The sequence below is a fragment of the Ruthenibacterium intestinale genome, from assembly GCF_040096265.1.
Lineage (GTDB): Bacteria > Bacillota > Clostridia > Oscillospirales > Ruminococcaceae > Ruthenibacterium > Ruthenibacterium komagatae.
On record NZ_JBBMFA010000111.1, the window covers coordinates 82,066 to 102,884 of the forward strand.

The window sequence follows — 20,819 nt, forward strand, 5'->3', positions numbered from 1 at the left end:
CCGGAAGGAGAAACATTATGGCAACACAACCTGAAGGCAAAGAGCTGAGCGCGCTGCGCCGGCGCCGCCGTCTGCGGCAGCTGCTGGGCGCGGTGGTCTGCGTTCTGGTGGTCATCGGCCTGTTCAGCGTGGTGTCCGGCGGCATTCAGCTGGGCGCGGCGCTGTTTGACGACACCGAGGAGAAAGAGGCCTACGAGCTGCGGCTGCGCAACCTGGTGGCCCTGGACCCCACCCCCTTCGACAGCCTGGACGAAGCCAACAAGAACACACTGCTCAACGCGCTGATCTGGAGCTGCATCGGCGATTCCAGCAGCTATGAACACGACGAGACGGGCGCCATGTACCTGCCCACCATCGACATCGACAAGGCCGCCGCCGAACTGTACGGCCCGGACTTCAAGTTCACCTACGAGACCTTTGAGGACCACGGCATGACCTTTGAGTATGTGGCCGAAAAGCAGGCCTATCTGCTGCCGGTCACCAGCGCGGTCAACGACTATTTCCCCAAGGTGGAGCGCATCAAGCGCGAGGGCGATACCAAGCGCGTCACGGTGGGATATCTGTCTCCCTTCAGCGCGGGCGGCGAGTTCAGCTCCAATATGGACATCACCCCCACCAAGTATCAGGACTATATTTTCACCAAAATCGACGGTGAATATTATCTGTCGGCCATCGTGGCCAGCGAGATGAAGCCGGAAACTGCTTCCAGCTCTTCCGTCGCGGCGGAATCTGTGGTGACCGCGCCGCAGGAAGTCATGGACGATCTGGCCAACAGCCTGCCCACCGATTCCTCGGTGGCCCAGAGCCAGCTGCCCGAAGACCCCGTGGAATGACCCCATGGCCCCGCATGGATTCCATGCGGGGCTTTTTCTGTGCTGTTTTAAGAAAATCGTAAGTTTTTCCCTGCCCTCAGCGTAAAAAAGATGAGGTATCCTGAAACCATCGGAAGGAGCGGTGCATCATGGAACAGGCGACCATTCTGGTCGTGGACGACGACCGGGAGATTGTGGGGGCCATTGCCAAATTGCTGGAGCTGGACGGCCATCGGGTCCTGCGGGCCTACGACGGGCTGGAGGCGCTGGAGATCCTGCACGAGCAGACCGTGCATCTCATCATCCTGGATGTGATGATGCCCCGGATGGACGGCCTGTCCGCCACCATGCAGGTCCGGCGCGAGAAAAACGTGCCCATTCTGCTGCTCAGCGCCAAAACCGAGGACGCGGACAAAATTGCCGGCTTGTCCATCGGTGCCGACGACTACATGACAAAACCCTACAATCCCATGGAACTGGCCGCCCGGGTCAAGGCACTTCTGCGCCGTTACATGACGCTGGGCACGGTGGCGGGCGCCCCCGCCCGGCCGGGCGTGATCCAGCTGGGCGGCCTCGCCCTGGACACCCAGGCCAAAATTCTGGAGGTGGACGGCGAACCGGTGCGCCTGACCGCCACCGAATACCGCATTGTTCAGTTTCTCATGGAAAATCCGGGTCACGTGTTCAGCGCGTCGGAAATTTACGAGCACGTCTGGAACGAGCCGGGCTTCGGCGTGGAAAATACGGTCATGGTGCACATCCGCCGCATCCGGGAAAAGATCGAGATCGATCCCAAAAATCCAAATTATTTGAAGGTGGTGTGGGGCCTTGGTTACAAGATGGAAAAAATTTAGCCGCAGCCCGGTTTTGAAGTTTCTGGCCTTTGTGCTCACGGCGCTGGTGGCGCTGGCGGGTCTGGGCATGACCGTCCGGCGCATCGATCTGAGTGACGTGTATACGACCCAGCCGCAGTTTACCGATTCCACCCGGTACGTCAATGTGGTGGCGTCGGCACTCAACGACTGTGCTGTGGTAACCCAGGAGGGGCGTGTGTACGGCGAGATCCATTACGAGTATCTGATCCGCGCCGGAGAGGATGTCTGGACCAACAGCGACCGGGACCTGGAACAGATTGCCCGGGCCGGGGGCGACTGGGTCTATCGTTATACGGAGAATGAACTCATCGTTCCGGACGGCACCTCCGAGGAGACGCGGCAGATGTGGTACGGAATAAGCAGCTGGAGCAATGCAGATGACCTCATCCTTGTGATGGACGAAGACTATATGCAGCAGATGGAAGAGGAATACGACCGGGATTATGCCTTTGTTCAGCAGTGGCAGCAAAGCTTCTGGTTTGTGATGGCCGCCATCGGCCTTCTGGTGGTGTACCTGCTGGCCGTGGCAGGCCGCACCGGGCAGGACAACGAACTGCACCTGCTGTTTGTGGACCGCTGGCCCACCGAGATCCTGCTGGGGGTCGAGGCCATCCTGGCTGTGCTGCTGATGATGGCGCTGCTGGTCACGTCCGACAGCCTGCGCGGCGATCAGGCGTACGCGTTGATGGCCATTGATTTAGCCATCGGCCTGGTGGGGCTGGCGCTGCTGCTGAGCCTGGCCCGCAAGGCCAAAGCGGGCCGTCTGTGGGCCGACAGCATCCTGCACCACATCTGCCGGGGCATCGCCTGGCTGTGCCGGGGCGAAACCTGGCGCGTTTCCGGCCGGGTGGGCCGTCAGGCGGTCAGCCGCATTCTGTGGACGGGAATGTCCTGCATGACGCTGTGCGTCCTTCTGTGTCTGTTTTTGTATGTGTTCTTTGGGGCCCGCCTGTTGATTTTGGCCACGGCCCTGCTGCTGGGCATGGTGTGCGTGGCGGGTATGCTGTATCTGCTGGTCATGCAGGCGCGGGACGGCCGTGCGCTGGATGCGCTCACCGATCAGGTGGAGGCCGCGGCGTCGGGGCAGGAGACTCGCCCCACGCTGCCTGAGGAGAGCCCGCTGCATAAAACCTCTCTTCAAATTGCCCGCCTGGACGAGGGCGTCAAGCAAAGCCTGGCCAGCGCCCTGAAAAGCGAGCGCATGAAAGTGGAGCTCATCACCAATGTGTCGCATGACCTGAAAACGCCCCTCACCAGCATCATCGGCTATCTGGATCTGCTGGAAAAGCAGGACCTGCCTGCCGAGGCCGCGGATTATGTGAAGATCCTGCGCAGAAAATCCGAGCGGCTGAGCCATACGGTCAATGACCTGTTCACCCTGTCCAAAGCCACCAGCGGCGAAGAAACCGTGATTCTGGAGCCGCTGGACCTGGTCATGGCCGTGCATCAGACGCTGGCGGATATGGGCGACGCGGTGGAAAAAGCGGGCATTCCCGTGCGTCCCACGCTGCCGGAAAGCGCCTGGGTCTTTGCCGAGAACCGGCGTCTGTACCGGGTGCTGCAGAACATTCTGGACAATGCCCTGCGCTATTCGCTGCAGGGGACCCGCATTTATCTGGAAGTGGAATCCCGCCCCGATCAGGTGTGCCTGTCGCTGACCAATACCGCGGGCTATGAGATGGATTTTACCGAAGAGGAGATCCTTCAGCGGTTTGTCCGGGGGGATAAATCGCGCACCACCGAGGGCAGCGGTTTGGGCCTGTCCATTGCCGAAAGCTTTATGAACAGCTTCGGCGGCCGGCTGAAGGTTTCCATCCGGGGCGATGCCTTTACGGTGACGCTTTCCTTCGCTGCAGCCCCCGCAAACCCGCCCGATCTGCAGGAGAAAAACGCGTAAAGCAAAAGGAGCCGCTTTGCAGCGGCTCCTTTTGCATAGAGGGGTGGGAAAGTATAAATAAATTTAGGTGAAATCTTTATTGCAGTTATCATTTTACCGAATTTGCTTATTTTGTCAAACCAATACCCCTGAAAATGCTTTATTTTGTTGTTTACAAACCAGGTTTAGGATAATATAATAAAGAAAAGGGGAAAGGTTTTCAGTTAATTCTTATTTAAAAAATTGAACGGTGATTTGAACTTAAAAACATTAGAAAGTTGTATGCGAGGGAAAATCAATGGATGAGTTGGACCGCAAAATTTTGCGTTTGCTGGAAGAGGACGGCCGCATGACCGTGAAGAACATCGCTCAGCGGGTGGCGCTCACCAGCCCGGCTGTCAGCGAGCGCATTCGCCGTATGGAAGCAGGGGGCGTCATCGAAGGCTATACGGTGGTGTTGGGCGAAAAGCCGGACAAAAACGCCATTGACGCACTCATCAGCATTTCCGTGTCCCCGTCAGACCGGGACCGCTTTTTAAACATGGCGGAGATGCAGGAAGGGGTGCAGCAGTGCTTCCATGTCACGGGGGCGCACAGCTTCATCGTGAAGGTGCATTGCTCGGGCATTGCGGCGCTGGAGCATCTCATCAACCGGTTTCAGAAGCTGGGGCAGACCAGCAGCCAGATCATTCTCTCCACGCCGGTGGATAAGCGTACACGGGTGTAAGCGTTTTTTATTGTTTGTGACGGTTGTCTTTGGCAAAGAAGGAGCTGTCAGGCGGCTGTTCGCTGCGTGCGCCCACCACAATGCAGGCGTAGGCCACCAGCGTTGCAGCAGCGGCAAGAATGCCAAGGACAAGAAAGAGAAAAGTGAGATCCATGAAAAAACTCCTGTTTGTGCGGTTAAAAAACGGCTTTTATTTAGTGTATGCTTCAGAGATGAAAAAACCATGTAGAAAAAATAGATTTCACAAAAATTTCGGTATTGACACAAGCCCCAGAATATGATAAGATAATTTAGCACCCAAGAAGAGGGTGCAAGAGATCGCGGAGTGGAGCAGTCCGGTAGCTCGTCGGGCTCATAACCCGAAGGTCGTAGGTTCAAATCCTGCCTCCGCAACCATATTGAATGGGAGTCAAGTTCTGAACGATCCGGTGAGATCGGACGAAACTTGACTCCCGTTTTGTATTGTCATATCAGGGTTTTCCGGCATTTGGCCTCCTGCGACACAAATATTCAAACTTTCTCATTTTTGATCATAAACAGCTTCAAGCCCCCTTATTTGAACCAGCTTCTGCAACAGTTTCAGCCTGTATTTTTTTCATTAAAGGCGTTCTCCGCTTCATCCGGTGTTTTGTACTGGTTGGCGCGATGAGGACGCCTTTTATTGTAGAACTTCATATATTCGGAAACCCTTTTCTTGAATTCGTTTTCAGACCGGTAGGAGCTTCGGTACAGTTCTTCTTGCTTCAGGGAGGAGAAGAAAGACTCCATCACGCCGTTGTCATAAGGTGTGCCCCCTTTGGAGAAGGATTGAGTCACATGGTAATCGCGCAGAAGAGTTCGGAAGGCCTGGGAGGTATACTGGCATCCCCGGTCAGAGTGGAAGATCAGATCTTTGCCGGGCTTCCTTTGCTCAAAGGCCTGCTTGAAGGTGGCAGTCACCAACTGGGTGCTTGCCCGGGGAGAGATTTTGTAGGCAATCACCTTTCTGGCATACAGATCCAGGATGGCGCAGATGTGGTATTTCTTGCCGCACACTGCAAACTGGGTGCAGTCTCCCACCCATGCCGTGTTGGGCGCACTGACGTTGAATTGGCGGTTTAGAACATTGGGATTTCCCTGAAGCTTCACCCATTTTTTGTAATCTGCCTTAGCAGTGGTGCGGAAGCTGGAAAGTCCCAGATCATGCATGATGTCGAGGACGGTCTTTTTGCTGGTTTTGTATCCCTGGGTTTGCAGTACGGCAAGAATTTTATCGGATCCGAACAACCCGTGGCTTTCCTCAAAAACCTCTTTGACAGCCGCAGAAAGGTCTTTCCTTCGCTGAGTACGAAGGGAAGGTTCTTGTTTGCTTTTCATGTGATTGTAGAAAGTCCCGCGGTTGACTTCCAGGGCATCGCAGAGGACCCGGATGGGATACTGATCCAGAAGTCTTTCCAACTCAGAGAGCTTTACCGAAACCGGATCGGAAGCCGTACAATTAACCGCTTTCAGAATTTGACAGATCTGCTCCGTCCGCTGCTGCTTTTTTCGCAGGTCGCTGAGGGCTCTTTGGGTGGGAATTAAATCCGGTGACAGGTTTTTGTATTGTTTTAGCCATCGGTAAATAGTGCAGCGGGCCACTTGATTTTCTTTGCTGATTTCTGTTACGGGCTTGCCATCATAGTATTCGGCACAGCACTTCTGGACCAGTTCGATAGGATGTTCATTTGTTTTCATAAGTGTTTCCTCCTTGTGCTGATTGATGGAAAGGGACGAGCAACTGGTGTTCTGCCTATCGACAGACGAATTCTTTGCTTTTTTCATACAAATGCTCCTTTCTGAAACATAACAACAAAAAACCGCCTTGAAAAATCAAGACGGTTCATACGACATAGTATATTGACTTTGGGTGGTGACAAAGGGATAAGCTGGACCACTTTTGGTTTCATTCGAATCCTCCCTTAAATAAGGGAATCTTATGCTTCTTTTCTAATTCTAGAATACCATTATATAAAGGAAAAATCAACCTAACCTTGCGGTGGCATTTAGCTGAACATGTATAGTGAAACATAATAGCCTTGTGAGATGAGACCAATAAGTATTTGACAAGATTCCGGGTTGGCATCTTGACCAAATTATTGCGATGAAATATACTAAAAATAGGTTGCTATAGAGTCAGCAATTGAACCATATTATATGCAACCAATAAAGAATACGGGTAACAATATTCTTTAAACTGTTGCATACTTTTTAATACAGCCTCTGATTGTTGTATGAAAGGTGGCAGCAGTAATATGCATTATTTTCCCCAAATACTATTTAAAGTCAACAATAAGTATTTTTCAATTGAATGGAATAGTAAGGAGAGCGTTAGAATGGCGACAGTTATCAATTATCAATTGTCTATGTTTGGGAAGTTTTCTATTAGCCCCACTCCTGAAACGATTTCTACACTTATGCCGAAAATCAATGAAAGAACCAAACAAGTATTTCTTCCAAATCTAATTTCAAGTCAGCAGATAGAAATTCCAAGCAATCGTGTTACGGCAATTTCTAATCTTGGATTTGTTACACAAGATCAGAAATACAATATCAGTATTCTGAATGAGAGAATTGATGTCACATACAATAAACCTAGTGATGTTGATGTCTCTATGGATGATTTTTATGAACTTGCAATTGAAGCATTTACTGCACTTTTCGACAATTCAAATGCTGTATCTAATAGGTTAGCACTTAATATTCAAGAAGTCTGCGAAATGGAAAGCTTTGATAAAATGAAAAGTAAGGGCAAGGAACTTCTAAAAGCCGCTGCATTTTACGAGGGAAAGCCACTTGCTGAATGGTCTATGCGAACGAATTCGCAAGAAAATATTCAGTTAAATGAAGCTGATGAACTTGTGAATTATATTACTGAAGTTACTTCTGCGCAAGATATGACGGGGCAAAAAGCAGCAGTGCTTTTTCATATTGATATCAATACAGTGCCGAAAAATGCAAATATACGCTTTGATGTAAGTGCGTTGAAACAGTTTGTCCAGACTGTAACACCAGTAGCGCAAAGAATAGCGAATGATGTTGAAAGGCTGATTAGTGGTGATTAATCTTAGTTTAAATCTTCAAGGATCGGAATTGATGGAAGATACTGTTCCCCGAAGACAGCCAAGCAGTTCTTCTGAAAATAGCTTTTTTATTATTATTGATAACCCCAAGTATGGAGAAGTAAATCCGCAGAGCTCAAATAGCAGAGAAAATGTGTCCACCAATACGCTAGGTACAAACAATTTTTCAACTCAACGCATTCCACTTTGGCTAGAGAATAAGTTGTTGGATTTTATTGCATTGACCGATGAAGAAAAAAGACGGAAGCTCATCAATGATGCGGTATCAAAATTGATGCCATATTTAGAGTTATACAATTATGACGAGGAAAGTGAAAATTATATATGGTCAGTTGTAGATAATATTGCTTCAAAGTCAATTTCTATTTTAGGTGCTGCATTTCAAGAGATTGTTATTAGACGTAATGATTGCGTTAATATTTTGTGCGCTATAGCTAAATGCTTGTGCAGTTTTGAATTACAGCAGACTGCTGAGTGGGGCCCCATGATTCTTTTATCTCTTTTTAGCCATAAAAGTGATACTGTAAAAGAATATGCAGTTTTTCTTCTGGAGAATTGGCAGGATAAAAGTCTACTACCAATACTTAAAAATTTAGACTGTAGAGCTGCTTGGCTAAGAGCCTATATTGATAGCGTAGTTTTCGAAATAGAGGGATAGTATGTACTATGTTAGAAAGCTTTCCAAGCCATCCAGTCTATTTAAGTTGAGGGATACGGACAATTTTCGAAATATTCAGGCTGACTTTTTAGGACAAGACCTACGGACATCGAGCAATACTTTATCGGTTTGGCGCAGTGAGTCATTAGATAAAAAGGATATTGATAAAGCTATTAATGCTGCCTTATTAGCGTCTTCCCAAGTTAATGCTTCTCAATTTCTAATTATAGATTCAGATGCTTTAGAATGGGCAGGTATTCGGACAGACGATACGGAGCCAGGTATAACAGCATATTCGGGATTAGAAGGACTACATACAAATCTGTGTGACTTAACGTACGAAAAAATCGGTAATCTTTTACAGGTCTATTGTAAAGTTTGTGAAGATAGCCAACGCACGCCAAAAATCGACAAGGAACGATTTAAGCAAATAATTATTATGGCCAATAACGAGAATTGTTTGAACGTAGGAGTGCTCCAAGAACATATGCAAAAGGAAATCCAGAAAGTCCTTAACTCTGCAGAGTAAGGAAGTATGTGACGGGATTTAAATTGCTGTTTTCAGGTTTGCTGATTTGAAAGAAAAATACGATGCATAACCTTGTGGTTTCTGGAAAACTTTTTTTGGTCACTGCAGATTTTTACGTAAGGTCCGTTCGCATTGAATTGTGAAAATTTCCGGGCCAAAATCATCCGATTTCCCAAAATATCTTTTTTGGAACGACACGCCACTTAAAAACAGCGATGAATCGAAGGATTCATCGCTGCTTTTCTTTTTGCAAAATGTGCCTTTTCTATCTCTTTTACCCCAGTTTTACCCCTAAATGGCACCTTATCAAAATACCGACTCAATCGATCGGCCACTTGTAGTTACCCTTGAGCGCTTCAATTGCTTTTTCGGGCACGTCTGAAATGGAACCACGTTCCAGCACCTGAATTTTATCGATAACAGTCTGCGCCGGAGAACTGTACAAAAAATAGCCGTCATATGTAATTCGAATCAAATCACCGGTATGGATCGTAACATCCTGAAACACTTTTTCTGTCTTTGGATTTAGCTGTACCGGCATATCACTCTCATCCGCAATCAAAATCGTGGAATTGCTGACGATTGCTCTTCCGGTCAAGGTAGGCTTTCTGTTAACAATAGCAGTCGCTGCCGCAACAGCAACTGCAAGGACAACTACAGATACAAAAACAGCAAATTTTTTCTTCATCATTCTCTCCTATCCAGAAACAATAAAATGATACGAGATGAGTTAAGTATTCACATCAGCCCATCGTAAAGAGAAAAATCCAACCTTTTTGAAAGGACAGACGGACAGCTGCTTTCAAAAAGTATTTTGAAACACGTTTGAAAATGGGGGTAAAACGCGAAATTTTTATCTACTTTTTCATTTTTATTGTCCGTCTGTCCTTGGAGTTTGATGGAAATAAATTGCATTACTATAAAAAGTATTTTTACCGTTTTTGCAAAAGCAATTTGGTGAGTGCGCCGTCTCAGCGATAGATTTACGCCATAATCGGTTTTCTCGCTTCAATATAGAGGTCGATATCTTCAACGATATAGTTCGCTCCTGTGGTATGAAGCGCCTCAAAACAGGAGTACACATACTCCCACACCCGATAACGGGTGAAAAGATCGGCCACCTGTTTCCCCGTCAGGTTCTTTGCGGTTTTATAGGTTTCCACACAATAAATGAGAAAATCGCCCTGCCTGCTCATCATTACGCCTCCTCCGGCATTTGAAAATCTCCTGTCGTTCTTTCTTCGTCAAACATATTGAACAGAGTAAGAGGACTGAAATGCCACAGCTTCGTATCCTCCTGCTCCAACAGGGAATAAACTTTCGATTCGTAAAACTCTTTTGATGCTGTCATTTCATCCAACGGATAGTTTTCACAAATCAGATTGATAACCTGCGGAACAAGCAGAGTCAAAATTGCTTCAAATTTTTTATCCGCCATCAAAATTCCTCCTCTGGTACTGTGCCAACAAAGCGCAGATAGGCCAGTTCCTTTTCCGAAGTCAATACCAACTGATTATACAGCTTCTTGATTTTAAGCTGATCCAATGTCTGCTCTTTCGTCAGCACTCCAGCAGTATAGAGTGTGAATGTCCTGTACACATCATCATTGGCCACCGGCCCAAAGATGAAATCATAGGATTTTCCCTCATAATTACCGGAACGGTTGTCGGATACAAAATCCAGCCACGCTTCATTCGGTTCAGCAAAGCGAAGAATCGAACATTCTGAAAAAGCAACAGCCTCGTCGATTTCGTAGATGCTTACTGCCTTTTGACCGGATCTCCGCCGCTTTGTGACTTTATCGGCAAAGCTGACTGCCTGGATTTTGTTCGTTGTTGTATAAAAGCCAAAACCAAAATCCAGAAAGCGGTTTTGCTGAATGAGTTTAGGCTGATCCACAATCACATTGCTGCCATGATATAAAATCATATATGCCCCTCCAATGCTTGCTCTGCAATCGCACGTTCTTCCTGCAAAGATCGAATCATCGTTTCGATATGTCTGCGTTTTTCCACCTGTTTTCGAACATCCTCCGCATCCTTTTGGGGGATGTATCGAGAGATCACCTTTTTCCCATCACGGTATTTCAAATAGAAGTAGGTGGATTGTCCGGCTTTCTTTTCGGAAATCGTTCCTTTGGGGAGTTTTTTCAGTTCTTCTTGGTATTTCTCCAGCATCCGATCGACGCGTTCTTTTTCCTTCAGAATGGTGGTTATCATTAAATTCAATCTCATCACCCGTTTTCATTATACACAACAATTAAGCTATTATCAACACAACGTTGTGCATTTACTGTTCTTGCTCTCTCTGCAAACAAATTTCAATGCTTCTCGAGTTTCACACATCGCGCAGGCCTTCCGCCATATTTCCCCAATTCTACATATAAAAAATTAACGCGCCGAATTTCTTCGGCGCGTTATTCTTTTGCAATATTGCGAGCAGTAAACGGAAGATAAATCAGCTTTCCTTCCGGCTTTTGTGTAGCCGGCTGCGGGTACAGTTCCTGCATCAGCATCATACTTTCCCGCTTGTGGTCATCCAGCAGATGGGCGTATGTATCCAATGTAAATCCGACGTTGGCATGGCCCAGAATCTTGGAGAGTGCTTTGACGTCCATTCCCTGCTCAATTGCCCTCGTGGCAAAGGTATGGCGAAGCGCGTGAAACGTGAAGTGAGGAAGCCCGGCCGCTTTCAAGATCCGGATATAGTGATCCCGGAATGTGCGCGGCTCGATCGGCTTGCCGAACTCGTTCGTCACTACATATCCCGTGTTTTCATAGGAAGATCTGTTTTTTGTTGTCTGTCTGTCTTTTGAACACTATAAAAAATCGGCTGAAAATTCTCCAGCGCCTGTATACAGGCATGTGGGGAATTCAGCCGATTTTATTTTGTCTTGTGATTGATAAAATTGGTGGAAATTTGTGAAACAGCACAGTAATGTGCAATTCTCACTATTTTTACAAGGAGTGATTCATCGTGAGTCTTTTTTATTCAATGGAGCAAAATGCAATCGAGGACGAGTTGGAAGATGCCTGCATCGTTCTTCGTCCGTCCGATGTCAGTGAATTGCTGGATCTGCATCCAAACACAGTTTACAGACTGCTGCAAAGCGGCAAGTTACCGGCATGCAAAGTAGGCGGAAGTTGGAGAATTTACAGAAAGGATCTGATCGACTTCATCAAAAAGCATCCTGTATGACGGATAGGGCACTCTTCAGCCGAAAAGAATCGAAAGATAATCCTGACGTCCATCCAATACCCGCAGTACGGTCAAAGTGTCTTCGTCCGTGATTTCATAAAAAACCAGCTGCTTTGCAACGACAAAAAAGCGCACGGAAGACTCGATTCCGAATTTCGCTTCCATGGAAATCCCCATCATCGGATTTTCCAGCAGCAGGGACACTGCATGCAGAATGGATGCAATTAGTTTTCGCGCCGCTTGGGGGTTGCCGAGCTTCGTTTCAATGTATTCCTGTGTTCTCTGAAGATCCACTACAGCCAGATGTTTGTACACAACGTTCATTTTTCCACTCCGAACATGGCATAGACATCTTCTTCGGAATGCGTGACAGGATCATTCTGCGCTGCTGCCAGCTCTTTCATCAGACGTGCCATCGCCTTTCCTTTTATGATCTCGGCATTGTTTTCGTTCACAGTGAAAGGAAATCCACCGGCATTCAGAGATTGTTGAAAAAACACATTGACCGCATCTGTCAGAGTAAGTCCGTTTTTTCCATACACTTCTTCGAGCTGCTGGCGCAGTTCGGGATTGATTCGAATCCGGAACATATCCGTCTTTGGAGCTGAAACAACATTTTTCATTCGGATCACCTCCTGATCTCAAGAATAGTATACCCTGATTGATTTCACTTTGTCAACAATGTAGCCACTTGGTAGCTACATTGTTGGCGCTCCAACTGATTCCCGCAACCGCGTAAATCTGAAACATATATCATTCTTCTGAAGATAGGAAAAGGAGGAATGAATATGTTCGCAAAAAAGATGTTCCTGCCCTGAACAAAGAGGTCATCGAGGCGGCATTGACCTTCGCGGTCGCCGTCCTGATGGCCGCTTCCGACTGTTTTCTTAAAAACAAAAAGGAGTAGAAAAATGAGCCAAATCGTTTGTACCGAATGTGGAGCAGAGCTCCGCCCGGAAGAAGCCCTGTATGTGGGCGACGAAGCCGTCTGTCCGTCTTGTGCCGAAACGGACACCACTGTCTGCAGTTACTGCGGCGAGCGCATCTGGCGCGAACACGATGCCGGAGACAGTGATACGCCTTTGTGTGAATCCTGTTACGATTCGCACTACCATTGTGGTGGAGAGCATCAGCCGCTTTGCCAGAAACACCCGGGATCTGCTGGAACTGATGGAACAGCTGAACGCCAAGGGTATCGGGTTCGTCAGTAAGAAAGAAGCCATCGCCAAACAGGCCGGGAAATACAAGGGCCGCAAACCCATCGACCGGACGGCTCTGCAACCTATTTTAGACGAATACCGCAAAGGCAGCCTTACTGCCGCAGAGGCCATGCGGAAGATGAATGTCAGCAAGAGTACCTTTTATCGAATGTTCCAACAGAAGAATAACGAATCTTTTAAAAGGAGTTGACCAAAATGGACTTCGTACAAATGGAGCAAATAATGGAAAAAGCATTCCAGACCACAATATCGCAGAAATTTCAATTCTGGATGCACCGCAGCCTGCTCAACCGATTCTGGAAAGCAATGGCGCAGAATATCCGATGGCAAATGGAAATGCAGGAAAATGAAATGGATTTGTCGGATAGTATCCGGGAGCTGATTGCCGATTTGGAAGATTTGCAGTCGCTAATCGATTAGAAATGTCCCATATGGCTTTACCCATACGGGACAAAAGAATCAACCTAAAAAGAGTGCCAATAGACTCACTTTTCTGCGTTGGGACGTCCCAATATGAAAACAGGAGCTTATTGGCGCTTTATTTAACATAAAATATATTTATTATACACAAAAAATATAATATAATAAAAATGGATTTGTAAAAATATTCAAAATTATTGTTGAGAAATATAAAAATTGATGAAATCCCAATAGTATCATTTGACATCGAAGGGCAGCACATCGGTGTATCGCTTCTATCAAAACAAAAAAGCCCGCATAGGCGAGCTTTTCATTTCACACACTGTGAGTCCGGATATACCGGTATTTTTGGCAATGCCGTATTTGAACCTGTCGTGTTGTCTTAGATGGTAGTCTTAAGACAATTTCATTTTATACCGCACAGACACGGATGTCAATCTGTTTGAGGAGGAAAATGAAATGGAGGAAAAATCATATTATTTGGGGCTGGACATCGGTACGGAATCAGTCGGGTGGGCTGTGACGGATTCTCAATATCGGCTGGAAAAAAGATATGGAAAAACACTCTGGGGTGTGCGTTTGTTCGAGAGTGCAAAGACTGCACAGGAGCGACGCGGATATCGCGTTGCCAGACGCCGTATCGAACGCCGCCGGGCCAGGCTTCAATGGCTGCAGGAAGCGTTTTCGCAGGAAATCGCCAAAGTGGACCCAGCGTTTTTTCAGCGCTTGCGGGAAAGTAAGTTTCTGGAAGAAGACAAGCAGGCAGATTTGCCTCTGGGGAGATACACGCTTTTTGCGGACAAAAATTATTGTGACAAAGACTATCATCGCCAGTACCCAACCATCTATCATCTGCGTAAAGCACTGCTTGAATCAGACGATGCCTTTGACGTGCGCCTTATATACCTTGCGCTTCACCACATTTTCAAAAATCGTGGCCATTTCCTGTATGGGGACGTTTCTTTGGAAACAATTACACTGCATGCCGGATTGGAGCGTCTGACCCGAGCAGTGGAACAGGTGTGCGAGCAACAGTTTTTGTGCGAGAATGAACAGGAGCTACAGGATATCCTGCTGTCTCGCACTTTGAATAAGGCGCGACGTAAAAAACAGCTTGCACAGCAATTTCATGTGGAGAAAAAAGATGGATGCTCCTATGCAGTGATAGAACTGCTGACAGGTGCAAAGGTTTCATTGAACAGCTTGTACGGAGAAGGAACCGCGAACGATGAAATCGACAAGATCAGTCTGGAAGATGAATTTGATCTCTATGAAGAAAAGCTTGTGGAACGTTTGGGTGACTGCATCGAATTGATTCTGGCTGTCAAGGAAATTTATGACTGGTCGCGACTGGAGACGATGCTGGACGGAGAAAAATATCTCTCCTTTGCAAAGGTAAAGACATATCAAAAACATGAATCAGACCTGAAGAGACTGAAAATGGTGCTGAAAGAGCATGCAGATTCGAAACTCTACAGAGAGATATTTCATACTGCCGGAAAAAAGCTGGATAATTATCCCGCCTATGCCGGAAAAGGAGCTGCAAATTACCGCTGCGATTATGATCAATTCCGTAAATACCTGACGGGAAAGCTCCATTCGCTGCGGGATTCTGTCCCGCAGATAGACGAGATATTGGAAGAACTGGAATGCGGAACGTTTTTGCCGAGACCGACAAGCAAAAACAACGGTATCATTCCTCATCAGCTTCACGAGATGGAACTGGTGAGGATTCTGGAAAACGCGCAAAAGTATTTGCCTTTTTTACAGCAGGCGGATGAGACCGGACTGACTTTGGCACAGCGTATCCATCAGATGTTCTGCTTTCGCGTCCCGTATTATGTTGGCCCTCTGGACAGCCGGTCCCCAAACAGCTGGATTGTGCGCAGCAACGAGAAGATCTATCCGTGGAATTTTGAGCGGGTGGTGGATCTGGAACAATGCCGTCACAATTTTATTACGCGTATGACCGCCAAGTGCAGCTATCTCGGAGAAGATGTTTTACCGAAAGATTCTCTTTTGTACACAAAATTTATGGTGCTGAATGAGCTCAACAATCTTACGATAAACGGAAAAGAGATTTCCGTGCAGCAAAAGCAGATGCTTTATAAAGAACTGTTTCTTACAGGGAAAAAGGTGACGCAGACGAAACTGCGCAATGCCTTGCAACTGGGGAAGGAAGACCGTCTGGGCGGTTTCGACAATGAGATCAAAGCAACGCTTGCCCCGTGGAAACATTACGATTGGCTGCTGCAGCGTCCGGGAGGATTCGAGGCGGCGGAAGAAATCATCCGACATATTACACTGTTCGGAGAAGACCGGAAATTGCTGCGCAGCTGGTTGCACAAAACATATGGAACGATGCTCTCAGCGGAGGAGGAGAGAAAAGCACTGGCTTTTCGCGCAAGCGGATGGGGCAGACTCTCAAACGCATTCCTGACAAAGATTTTTCATGTGGACAAGACTACCGGAGAAGCGTTTTCGATTCTGGACATGCTGTGGCGTACCAATGATAATTTGATGGAATTGCTCAGCGGAAAATACACGTTTGCGCAAGCGGTAGAGGCGTATCGCAGAGATAAATTTTCCGGCAGTGAGATGACATTGCAGAACTATCTTGACGAAAGTTACGCCTCGCCGGGAATCAAACGTGCTATCCACCAGGTGATTGAAATTGCAGGTGAGATCGAAAAAATCATGAAAGCGCCGCCGAAGCGCATTTTTGTGGAAATGGCGCGCGAAGATGGCGAAAAGGGCGTGCGCACAGTTTCTCGGAAAGCGCAACTGGAGACTTTGTATAGAAAGTGCGGGGAAGAGAGCGGAGAACTGTTCCAGCAGCTTCAGAGCCAGACGGAGGGAGAGCTGCGGCGCGACAAGCTGTACCTGTATTACACGCAGCTGGGGCGGTGTATGTACAGCGGCGAAGCGATTGATTTGGAGCGACTGGATTCCGATTATGACATTGATCACATCTACCCGCAAAGCAAAACAAAGGATGACAGTCTGCGCAATCGCGTGCTGGTGAAACGTCAGCTGAATGCGGCAAAATCAGATACATATCCCATTGCCGCTGAGATTCGTAAGCAGATGATACCATTGTGGGCGCAGCTGAGAAAAAAGGAACTGATCAGCAAGGAGAAATTTGACCGGCTTACCCGCGCAACCGGCTTCACAGCGGAGGAACAGGCGAGCTTTATTGCGCGGCAACTGGTGGAAACGCGCCAGTCAAGCAAGATCGTGGCGGAGCTGCTGCAGCGTAAATTCGGGAAGAATACAGAAATAGTGTATGTAAAAGCGGGGAATGTTTCCTCGTTCCGGCACGATCAGCGCCTGACAGCTGATGGAGATAGAATGCAGGCCGGTCAGTGCAAGGGTATTCATACGATACAGGACCCGCTGTTTGTAAAATGTCGTGAAATCAATGTGTTCCATCATGCGAAGGACGCCTACTTGAATATCGTAGCAGGAAACGTCTATCACGTTAAATTCACGCGCACCCCGGCCAATTTTATCCGTCAGAAAGATGCACGTTACAGCCTGAACCGGATGTTTGATTTTGATGTGGAGCGCGGTGGTGAACGTGCATGGATCGCCGGGGAGGCTGGCAGCATTGCGGTTGTGCGCCGCACGATGGCGAAAAACAATATTCTGCTCACACGCCGTACATCGGAGGTGGGCGGTGGCCTGTTCGATCAGCTGATTGTCCCCAAAAAACAAGGTCAGACTTCTATCAAATCGTCTGATCCTCGAATGGCTGTTGAGAAGTACGGCGGATACAATAAACTTACCGGTGCGTATTTTATTCTTGTAGAACATACTAAAAAGAAAAAACGAGTTCGTTCTCTGGAAACCGTCTTCCTGCTTCATCAGGGGTTGTATGAACAGGATGCGCAGCGCTATTGTCGGGAAATTTTAGATTTACAGCAGCCGGTGATCCTGCTGAACAAGGTGCGCATTGATTCACTGCTGTCTTTTGATGGTTTCCGCATGCATGTTTCCGGACGCACTAACAATCAAATCAGTTTTAAAAATGCAAATCCATTGGTGGTGGATGATGTTTGGCACCAATATGTCAAAAACATTGCAAAATATCTGGAGCGCTGCAAAAGCGCAAAAGCAGACTTGCCGATTACCCGGTATGACGGTTTGACAGCGGAGCAGAATGTTCAGTTCTATCAGCTGCTGTTGGAAAAATTGGAGAATCGCCTGTACCGTATCCGGCTGGAGACCGCAGCCAGTACAGTGCGCGAACAGCAGGAAAAATTCGGGACGCTCACCGTTCCGGATCAGTGCCGCATTCTGATGCAGCTGCTGAACCTGTTTGCCGACAACGCGGCTAGTGCGGATTTAAAATTGTTAAACGGGAAAGCGGGTATCGGGATACTTCTGCTCTCCAAAAATCTGGACAACTACCAGGGCCACGAGTTGAAGCTGATCCATCAGTCCGTGACAGGCGTTTTTGAAAAGCAAATCGATTTGTTGGCGGAGGTTGCGCAGTGAGTTGGCGGGTCGTGATGGTGGCAAGCAACGCAAAGCTGGATTATAAACTGGACTATCTTGTAGTGCGTACGCTTGATGAAGTGAAGCGCATTCACCTCAGCGAGATCGGCGTGCTGATGGTGGAAAGCACAGCGGTCTCCCTTACGGCCTATTTGTTGTGCGAACTGATGCGGCGCAAAATTAAAGTGATCTTTTGCGACCATGACCGAAATCCGTGTGCCGAACTGGTTCCCGTCAATGGCAGCCACGACAGCAGTGCTCGTATTCGCCGTCAAATTGGCTGGGAACGGACGGTGTGTCAGCAAGTATGGACGGAAATCGTGAGGGAAAAGCTGCGGCGGCAGCGGGATCATCTGCGCTGCCGCGGCTTGCCGCAGGCAGACATACTCACCGTATATATAGAACAACTTCAGTGGGACGATATCACAAATCGCGAGGGACATGCGGCAAAAGTCTATTTTAACGCGTTGTTTGGCGCAGAGTTCACCCGCTCCGGAAGTGATCCGGTCAATGCGGCATTGAATTATGGGTACAGTTTGCTGCTGTCGGCAATCAACCGTGAGATTTCCGCTGCGGGATATCTCAATCAGCTGGGAATCGCCCATGAAAATACATTTAATCCGTTCAATTTGGGATGCGACTTTGTTGAACCCCTGCGGCCGTTGGTGGATGGAACAGTGCTGGAACTATGCCCGCAAGAGTTGGGGCGGGAAGAAAAAATCGCTTTGGTACGGCTGCTGAACCGTGAAGTGCAGTACAACGGTAAGCGTCAGTATCTTCTGTACGCAATCCGGTTGTATTGCGCAGGGCTGTTCCGGGCGCTGGAAAGCGGAGATATGGCAGAAATTAAATGGATCGAGTATGAATGGTAGATTTATGCGAGTGCTGGTGTTTTTTGATTTGCCGGTGGAGACCAAAGCGGAACGGCGCGAATATGCCCGCTTTCGTCGGGCGCTGGTGAAAGACGGTTTTTTAATGATGCAGGAATCTGTATATTGCAAGCTAGCCTTGAACCCCACAGCGGCACGAAGTATCATGGACGGCGTGCGCAGCCGCAGGCCGCACAAAGGGCTGGTGCAGATGCTTTTGGTCACAGAAAAGCAGTTTTCCCGCATGGAGTTTGTTCTGGGAGAATATCATACGGAAATTATTGATGATGAAGAACGGTTGGTGATTCTATGAGATTGGCACACCCGCTGCTTTCATCCCCGCTGCATTGGAAAGAAGGCCGTGTTCCGGTTTGGGTGATTGAAGCACCGGAAACCTTCCGAAGCATGGTGTTCATGCTCAGCGAGCAGGCCCAAGGGGAAGAGGGGGATTTTGTTCTGTCGCTTGACTATGAGACACTGGATTGTGCGGAGCATGTACATGTACTGCGGGATCTTATGTGCCTTTCATTGGATGACCGAAAGCTGCAAAACCGTTTTCAGGCACGGCTGCAGTGGACCGTACAGGAAGAACTGGCGACATCCACCCATATATTGCAGCAGAGCATTGAAGAGTATCTGCAAATGCTGGTCGGCGCAGTGGAGTATCCGGTCAGTTTTTCCGAAGGCGAATATGTGCTGCCGCTGCTGAAAGCGCTGCGCTGCCAACCGGTTCTGGATGGGGCGCATCCGCTGGAACGCCTGATGCAGTACATTGAACTGTATCAGGGACTGATGAAAAACCAGTGTTTCGTTCTGGTGGAGGCTCACGCATTTTTTTCAGAGAAAGAGCTCTGTGAACTGTACCGGATGGCCGCCTATCAAAAGTGGAAGATTCTGTTGATGGAACAGCGGCTGACAGCTCCGCTGCCGCAAGAAGAAATCTGCCTGTTGGACGCTGGACTCTGTGAACTGCGTCTTGATTCAAATGCATCATTGTTATAAACTATAAATGGTAGGTCAATCTATCTGAAACACACAGCGCGGTGTCGTGGCGTTTCTTTCAATTTGAGGTTTGAGAGTCGTGTTGTTTTAGATGGTAGTCAAACGAATTCTCTGTTCCGAAGTACATTACTGTTGTTTGAGAGTCGTGTTGTTTTAGATGGTAGTCAAACTCTTCTATTAAAGTTGTCCGATCAACTATGGTTTGAGAGTCGTGTTGTTTTAGATGGTAGTCAAACTTTGGTGTGGGTGCCGCCGCCCACGCTGCAGTTTGAGAGTCGTGTTGTTTTAGATGGTAGTCAAACGAAGCTATTCTTGCGCAGACGGATGATATGGTTTGAGAGTCGTGTTGTTTTAGATGGTAGTCAAACTTTGCAATGTGTTCGCTGCTGTAGGAAGTAGTTTGAGAGTCGTGTTGTTTTAGATGGTAGTCAAACCCTATCACTGGGCGTACTCGTTCTGGTGTGGTTTGAGAGTCGTGTTGTTTTAGATGGTAGTCAAACTTTTTCCGAGTGGGTAAGACTGGACCAATAGTTTGAGAGTCGTGTTGTTTTAGATGGTAGTCAAACCCATACCAGCTTTTTGATCCCGTTCCGGCGGTTTGAGAGTCGTGTTGTTTTAGATGGTGGTCAAACTTGGCCGGTGCTGTCAAAGGAAATTGCAGGGTTTGAGAGTCGTGTTGTTTTAGATGGTAGTGAACCCTATCTGCCAATAATGGAAACTCTGAAGATTTTTGGGAAATATTGTTATTTAATCAAATTGTCTATAATGTTGACTGTCATCGGGGCAATGTGCTATATTCAACGGTAAAACGTAATTTATAGTTTGTAGACGGGGTGATGGATAAAAGCCTGAATGATCCCGCAGCAGTCATTAAAATCCCAATAAAATAGAAAAAATTAAAACAATTGACATTTTGAATAAAAGATGTTATAGATGTTATATAGTTATATATAGATAATAATATTTTTAACGTTTGTGTGATAGGGTTTTGGGCAAAAATGTGGAACCGATACCACAAAAACGCCAGAGAAG

The 20,819-nt window shown here is 47.6% G+C and carries 23 protein-coding genes, 1 tRNA gene, 1 pseudogene and 1 CRISPR repeat array; of the genes and pseudogenes, 15 read left to right on the plus strand and 10 right to left on the minus strand.

The window, feature by feature from the left end; genetic code table 11:
- Window positions 1-17: 17 nt before the first annotated feature.
- The 4 genes from WMO24_RS14210 (at window position 18) to WMO24_RS14225 (ending at window position 4,290) form a co-directional block, all read left to right on the plus strand.
- Entirely contained in the window at window positions 18-833 is an 816-nt protein-coding gene (locus WMO24_RS14210; protein WP_349217022.1) for a hypothetical protein, read from the plus strand.
- 128 nt (window positions 834-961) lie between these two features.
- On the plus strand, window positions 962-1,666 hold the full coding sequence (locus WMO24_RS14215; protein ID WP_349217023.1) for a response regulator transcription factor: 705 nt from the start codon (window positions 962-964) through the stop codon (window positions 1,664-1,666).
- 13 nt (window positions 1,667-1,679) lie between these two features.
- A complete protein-coding gene (locus WMO24_RS14220) occupies window positions 1,680-3,584 on the plus strand; it encodes a sensor histidine kinase (protein ID WP_349217024.1) in 1,905 nt (634 codons plus the stop codon).
- A gap of 277 nt (window positions 3,585-3,861) precedes the next feature.
- Window positions 3,862-4,290, plus strand: a complete 429-nt coding sequence (locus tag WMO24_RS14225) for an Lrp/AsnC family transcriptional regulator (protein WP_349217025.1) — start codon at window positions 3,862-3,864, stop codon at window positions 4,288-4,290.
- A gap of 7 nt (window positions 4,291-4,297) precedes the next feature.
- On the opposite strand, the gene WMO24_RS14230 is transcribed toward WMO24_RS14225, so the two are convergent.
- Window positions 4,298-4,444 carry a hypothetical protein gene (locus WMO24_RS14230; protein WP_349217026.1) on the minus strand — a complete coding sequence of 49 codons (147 nt, stop codon included), beginning with the start codon at window positions 4,442-4,444 and terminating at the stop codon, window positions 4,298-4,300.
- 165 nt (window positions 4,445-4,609) lie between these two features.
- Between WMO24_RS14230 and WMO24_RS14235 the strand changes: the two genes are divergently transcribed.
- Window positions 4,610-4,686 (plus strand) — tRNA-Met (locus WMO24_RS14235).
- Window positions 4,687-4,869: 183 nt separating this feature from the next.
- Here WMO24_RS14235 and WMO24_RS14240 read toward each other — a convergent pair.
- A complete protein-coding gene (locus tag WMO24_RS14240; protein WP_349217027.1) occupies window positions 4,870-6,006 on the minus strand; it encodes an IS3 family transposase in 1,137 nt (378 codons plus the stop codon).
- A 638-nt stretch (window positions 6,007-6,644) separates the two neighbouring features.
- Here WMO24_RS14240 and WMO24_RS14245 point away from each other — a divergent pair.
- From WMO24_RS14245 to WMO24_RS14255, 3 genes are read left to right on the plus strand one after another with little or no spacing between them, the layout of a single operon-like run.
- On the plus strand, window positions 6,645-7,373 hold the full coding sequence (locus WMO24_RS14245) for a hypothetical protein (protein ID WP_349217028.1): 729 nt from the start codon (window positions 6,645-6,647) through the stop codon (window positions 7,371-7,373).
- Complete coding sequence (locus tag WMO24_RS14250) at window positions 7,363-8,049, plus strand: hypothetical protein (protein ID WP_349217029.1); 687 nt, start codon at window positions 7,363-7,365, stop codon at window positions 8,047-8,049. The genes WMO24_RS14245 and WMO24_RS14250 overlap by 11 nt, the downstream gene beginning before the upstream one ends.
- A gap of 1 nt (window position 8,050) precedes the next feature.
- Complete coding sequence (locus tag WMO24_RS14255) at window positions 8,051-8,578, plus strand: hypothetical protein (RefSeq protein ID WP_349217030.1); 528 nt, start codon at window positions 8,051-8,053, stop codon at window positions 8,576-8,578.
- A 319-nt stretch (window positions 8,579-8,897) separates the two neighbouring features.
- On the opposite strand, the gene WMO24_RS14260 is transcribed toward WMO24_RS14255, so the two are convergent.
- From WMO24_RS14260 to WMO24_RS14285, 6 genes and pseudogenes are all read right to left on the minus strand, one after another.
- Complete coding sequence (locus WMO24_RS14260; RefSeq protein WP_349217031.1) at window positions 8,898-9,269, minus strand: hypothetical protein; 372 nt, start codon at window positions 9,267-9,269, stop codon at window positions 8,898-8,900.
- Window positions 9,270-9,561: 292 nt separating this feature from the next.
- On the minus strand, window positions 9,562-9,777 hold the full coding sequence (locus WMO24_RS14265; protein ID WP_349217032.1) for a DUF3791 domain-containing protein: 216 nt from the start codon (window positions 9,775-9,777) through the stop codon (window positions 9,562-9,564).
- Window positions 9,777-10,016, minus strand: coding sequence for a hypothetical protein (locus WMO24_RS14270; protein ID WP_349217033.1), 240 nt, complete (start codon window positions 10,014-10,016; stop codon window positions 9,777-9,779). Before WMO24_RS14270 ends, WMO24_RS14265 begins: the two co-directional genes overlap by 1 nt.
- The gene (locus WMO24_RS14275; protein WP_349217034.1) at window positions 10,016-10,507 is read right to left on the minus strand and encodes a DUF3990 domain-containing protein; all 492 of its coding nucleotides are present in this window, start codon (window positions 10,505-10,507) and stop codon (window positions 10,016-10,018) included. The genes WMO24_RS14270 and WMO24_RS14275 overlap by 1 nt, the downstream gene beginning before the upstream one ends.
- The gene (locus WMO24_RS14280) at window positions 10,504-10,812 is read right to left on the minus strand and encodes a DUF6788 family protein (protein WP_349217035.1); all 309 of its coding nucleotides are present in this window, start codon (window positions 10,810-10,812) and stop codon (window positions 10,504-10,506) included. Before WMO24_RS14280 ends, WMO24_RS14275 begins: the two co-directional genes overlap by 4 nt.
- A 182-nt stretch (window positions 10,813-10,994) precedes the next feature.
- A pseudogene (locus tag WMO24_RS14285) lies at window positions 10,995-11,360 on the minus strand (tyrosine-type recombinase/integrase); the annotation flags it as partial.
- Between the two features lie 194 nt (window positions 11,361-11,554).
- On the opposite strand from WMO24_RS14285, the gene WMO24_RS14290 reads away from it, so the two are divergent.
- Complete coding sequence (locus tag WMO24_RS14290; protein ID WP_349217036.1) at window positions 11,555-11,776, plus strand: helix-turn-helix domain-containing protein; 222 nt, start codon at window positions 11,555-11,557, stop codon at window positions 11,774-11,776.
- Between the two features lie 15 nt (window positions 11,777-11,791).
- On the opposite strand, the gene WMO24_RS14295 is transcribed toward WMO24_RS14290, so the two are convergent.
- A complete protein-coding gene (locus tag WMO24_RS14295) occupies window positions 11,792-12,100 on the minus strand; it encodes a type II toxin-antitoxin system RelE/ParE family toxin (RefSeq protein WP_349217038.1) in 309 nt (102 codons plus the stop codon).
- Window positions 12,097-12,399, minus strand: a complete 303-nt coding sequence (locus tag WMO24_RS14300) for a type II toxin-antitoxin system RelB/DinJ family antitoxin (RefSeq protein WP_349217039.1) — start codon at window positions 12,397-12,399, stop codon at window positions 12,097-12,099. Before WMO24_RS14300 ends, WMO24_RS14295 begins: the two co-directional genes overlap by 4 nt.
- Window positions 12,400-12,745: 346 nt before the next feature.
- On the opposite strand from WMO24_RS14300, the gene WMO24_RS14305 reads away from it, so the two are divergent.
- The 6 genes from WMO24_RS14305 to csn2 all read left to right on the plus strand — a co-directional run bounded on the left by WMO24_RS14305 (window position 12,746) and on the right by csn2 (window position 19,787).
- Window positions 12,746-13,186 carry a recombinase family protein gene (locus WMO24_RS14305; protein WP_494338181.1) on the plus strand — a complete coding sequence of 147 codons (441 nt, stop codon included), beginning with the start codon at window positions 12,746-12,748 and terminating at the stop codon, window positions 13,184-13,186.
- Window positions 13,187-13,191: 5 nt separating this feature from the next.
- The gene (locus WMO24_RS14310) at window positions 13,192-13,416 is read left to right on the plus strand and encodes a hypothetical protein (RefSeq protein WP_349217041.1); all 225 of its coding nucleotides are present in this window, start codon (window positions 13,192-13,194) and stop codon (window positions 13,414-13,416) included.
- 459 nt (window positions 13,417-13,875) lie between these two features.
- Complete coding sequence (gene cas9, locus WMO24_RS14315) at window positions 13,876-17,916, plus strand: type II CRISPR RNA-guided endonuclease Cas9 (RefSeq protein ID WP_349217042.1); 4,041 nt, start codon at window positions 13,876-13,878, stop codon at window positions 17,914-17,916.
- Window positions 17,913-18,788, plus strand: a complete 876-nt coding sequence (gene cas1 / locus WMO24_RS14320) for a type II CRISPR-associated endonuclease Cas1 (protein ID WP_349217043.1) — start codon at window positions 17,913-17,915, stop codon at window positions 18,786-18,788. The genes cas9 and cas1 overlap by 4 nt, the downstream gene beginning before the upstream one ends.
- Window positions 18,778-19,098, plus strand: a complete 321-nt coding sequence (gene cas2 / locus WMO24_RS14325) for a CRISPR-associated endonuclease Cas2 (protein WP_349217044.1) — start codon at window positions 18,778-18,780, stop codon at window positions 19,096-19,098. The genes cas1 and cas2 overlap by 11 nt, the downstream gene beginning before the upstream one ends.
- Entirely contained in the window at window positions 19,095-19,787 is a 693-nt protein-coding gene (gene csn2, locus WMO24_RS14330; protein WP_349217046.1) for a type II-A CRISPR-associated protein Csn2, read from the plus strand. Before cas2 ends, csn2 begins: the two co-directional genes overlap by 4 nt.
- 68 nt (window positions 19,788-19,855) lie before the next feature.
- Window positions 19,856-20,485: direct repeats of the CRISPR family, unit length 36 nt; unit sequence GTTTGAGAGTCGTGTTGTTTTAGATGGTAGTCAAAC.
- The last annotated feature ends 334 nt before the right edge of the window (window positions 20,486-20,819 follow it).

Coding starts and splice junctions, on each gene's coding strand:
- WMO24_RS14255 (WP_349217030.1), top strand. CDS start 8,051: ATGTACTATGTTAGAAAGCTTTCCAAGCCATCCAGTCTATTTAAGTTG.
- WMO24_RS14240 (WP_349217027.1), bottom strand. CDS start 6,006: ATGAAAACAAATGAACATCCTATCGAACTGGTCCAGAAGTGCTGTGCC.
- cas9 (WP_349217042.1), top strand. CDS start 13,876: ATGGAGGAAAAATCATATTATTTGGGGCTGGACATCGGTACGGAATCA.
- WMO24_RS14225 (WP_349217025.1), top strand. CDS start 3,862: ATGGATGAGTTGGACCGCAAAATTTTGCGTTTGCTGGAAGAGGACGGC.
- WMO24_RS14230 (WP_349217026.1), bottom strand. CDS start 4,444: ATGGATCTCACTTTTCTCTTTCTTGTCCTTGGCATTCTTGCCGCTGCT.
- WMO24_RS14275 (WP_349217034.1), bottom strand. CDS start 10,507: ATGATTTTATATCATGGCAGCAATGTGATTGTGGATCAGCCTAAACTC.
- WMO24_RS14260 (WP_349217031.1), bottom strand. CDS start 9,269: ATGATGAAGAAAAAATTTGCTGTTTTTGTATCTGTAGTTGTCCTTGCA.
- WMO24_RS14310 (WP_349217041.1), top strand. CDS start 13,192: ATGGACTTCGTACAAATGGAGCAAATAATGGAAAAAGCATTCCAGACC.
- csn2 (WP_349217046.1), top strand. CDS start 19,095: ATGAGATTGGCACACCCGCTGCTTTCATCCCCGCTGCATTGGAAAGAA.
- WMO24_RS14245 (WP_349217028.1), top strand. CDS start 6,645: ATGGCGACAGTTATCAATTATCAATTGTCTATGTTTGGGAAGTTTTCT.
- cas2 (WP_349217044.1), top strand. CDS start 18,778: ATGAATGGTAGATTTATGCGAGTGCTGGTGTTTTTTGATTTGCCGGTG.
- WMO24_RS14300 (WP_349217039.1), bottom strand. CDS start 12,399: ATGAAAAATGTTGTTTCAGCTCCAAAGACGGATATGTTCCGGATTCGA.
- WMO24_RS14215 (WP_349217023.1), top strand. CDS start 962: ATGGAACAGGCGACCATTCTGGTCGTGGACGACGACCGGGAGATTGTG.
- WMO24_RS14280 (WP_349217035.1), bottom strand. CDS start 10,812: ATGAGATTGAATTTAATGATAACCACCATTCTGAAGGAAAAAGAACGC.
- WMO24_RS14270 (WP_349217033.1), bottom strand. CDS start 10,016: ATGGCGGATAAAAAATTTGAAGCAATTTTGACTCTGCTTGTTCCGCAG.
- WMO24_RS14265 (WP_349217032.1), bottom strand. CDS start 9,777: ATGATGAGCAGGCAGGGCGATTTTCTCATTTATTGTGTGGAAACCTAT.
- WMO24_RS14305 (WP_494338181.1), top strand. CDS start 12,746: ATGTGGGCGACGAAGCCGTCTGTCCGTCTTGTGCCGAAACGGACACCA.
- WMO24_RS14295 (WP_349217038.1), bottom strand. CDS start 12,100: ATGAACGTTGTGTACAAACATCTGGCTGTAGTGGATCTTCAGAGAACA.
- WMO24_RS14210 (WP_349217022.1), top strand. CDS start 18: ATGGCAACACAACCTGAAGGCAAAGAGCTGAGCGCGCTGCGCCGGCGC.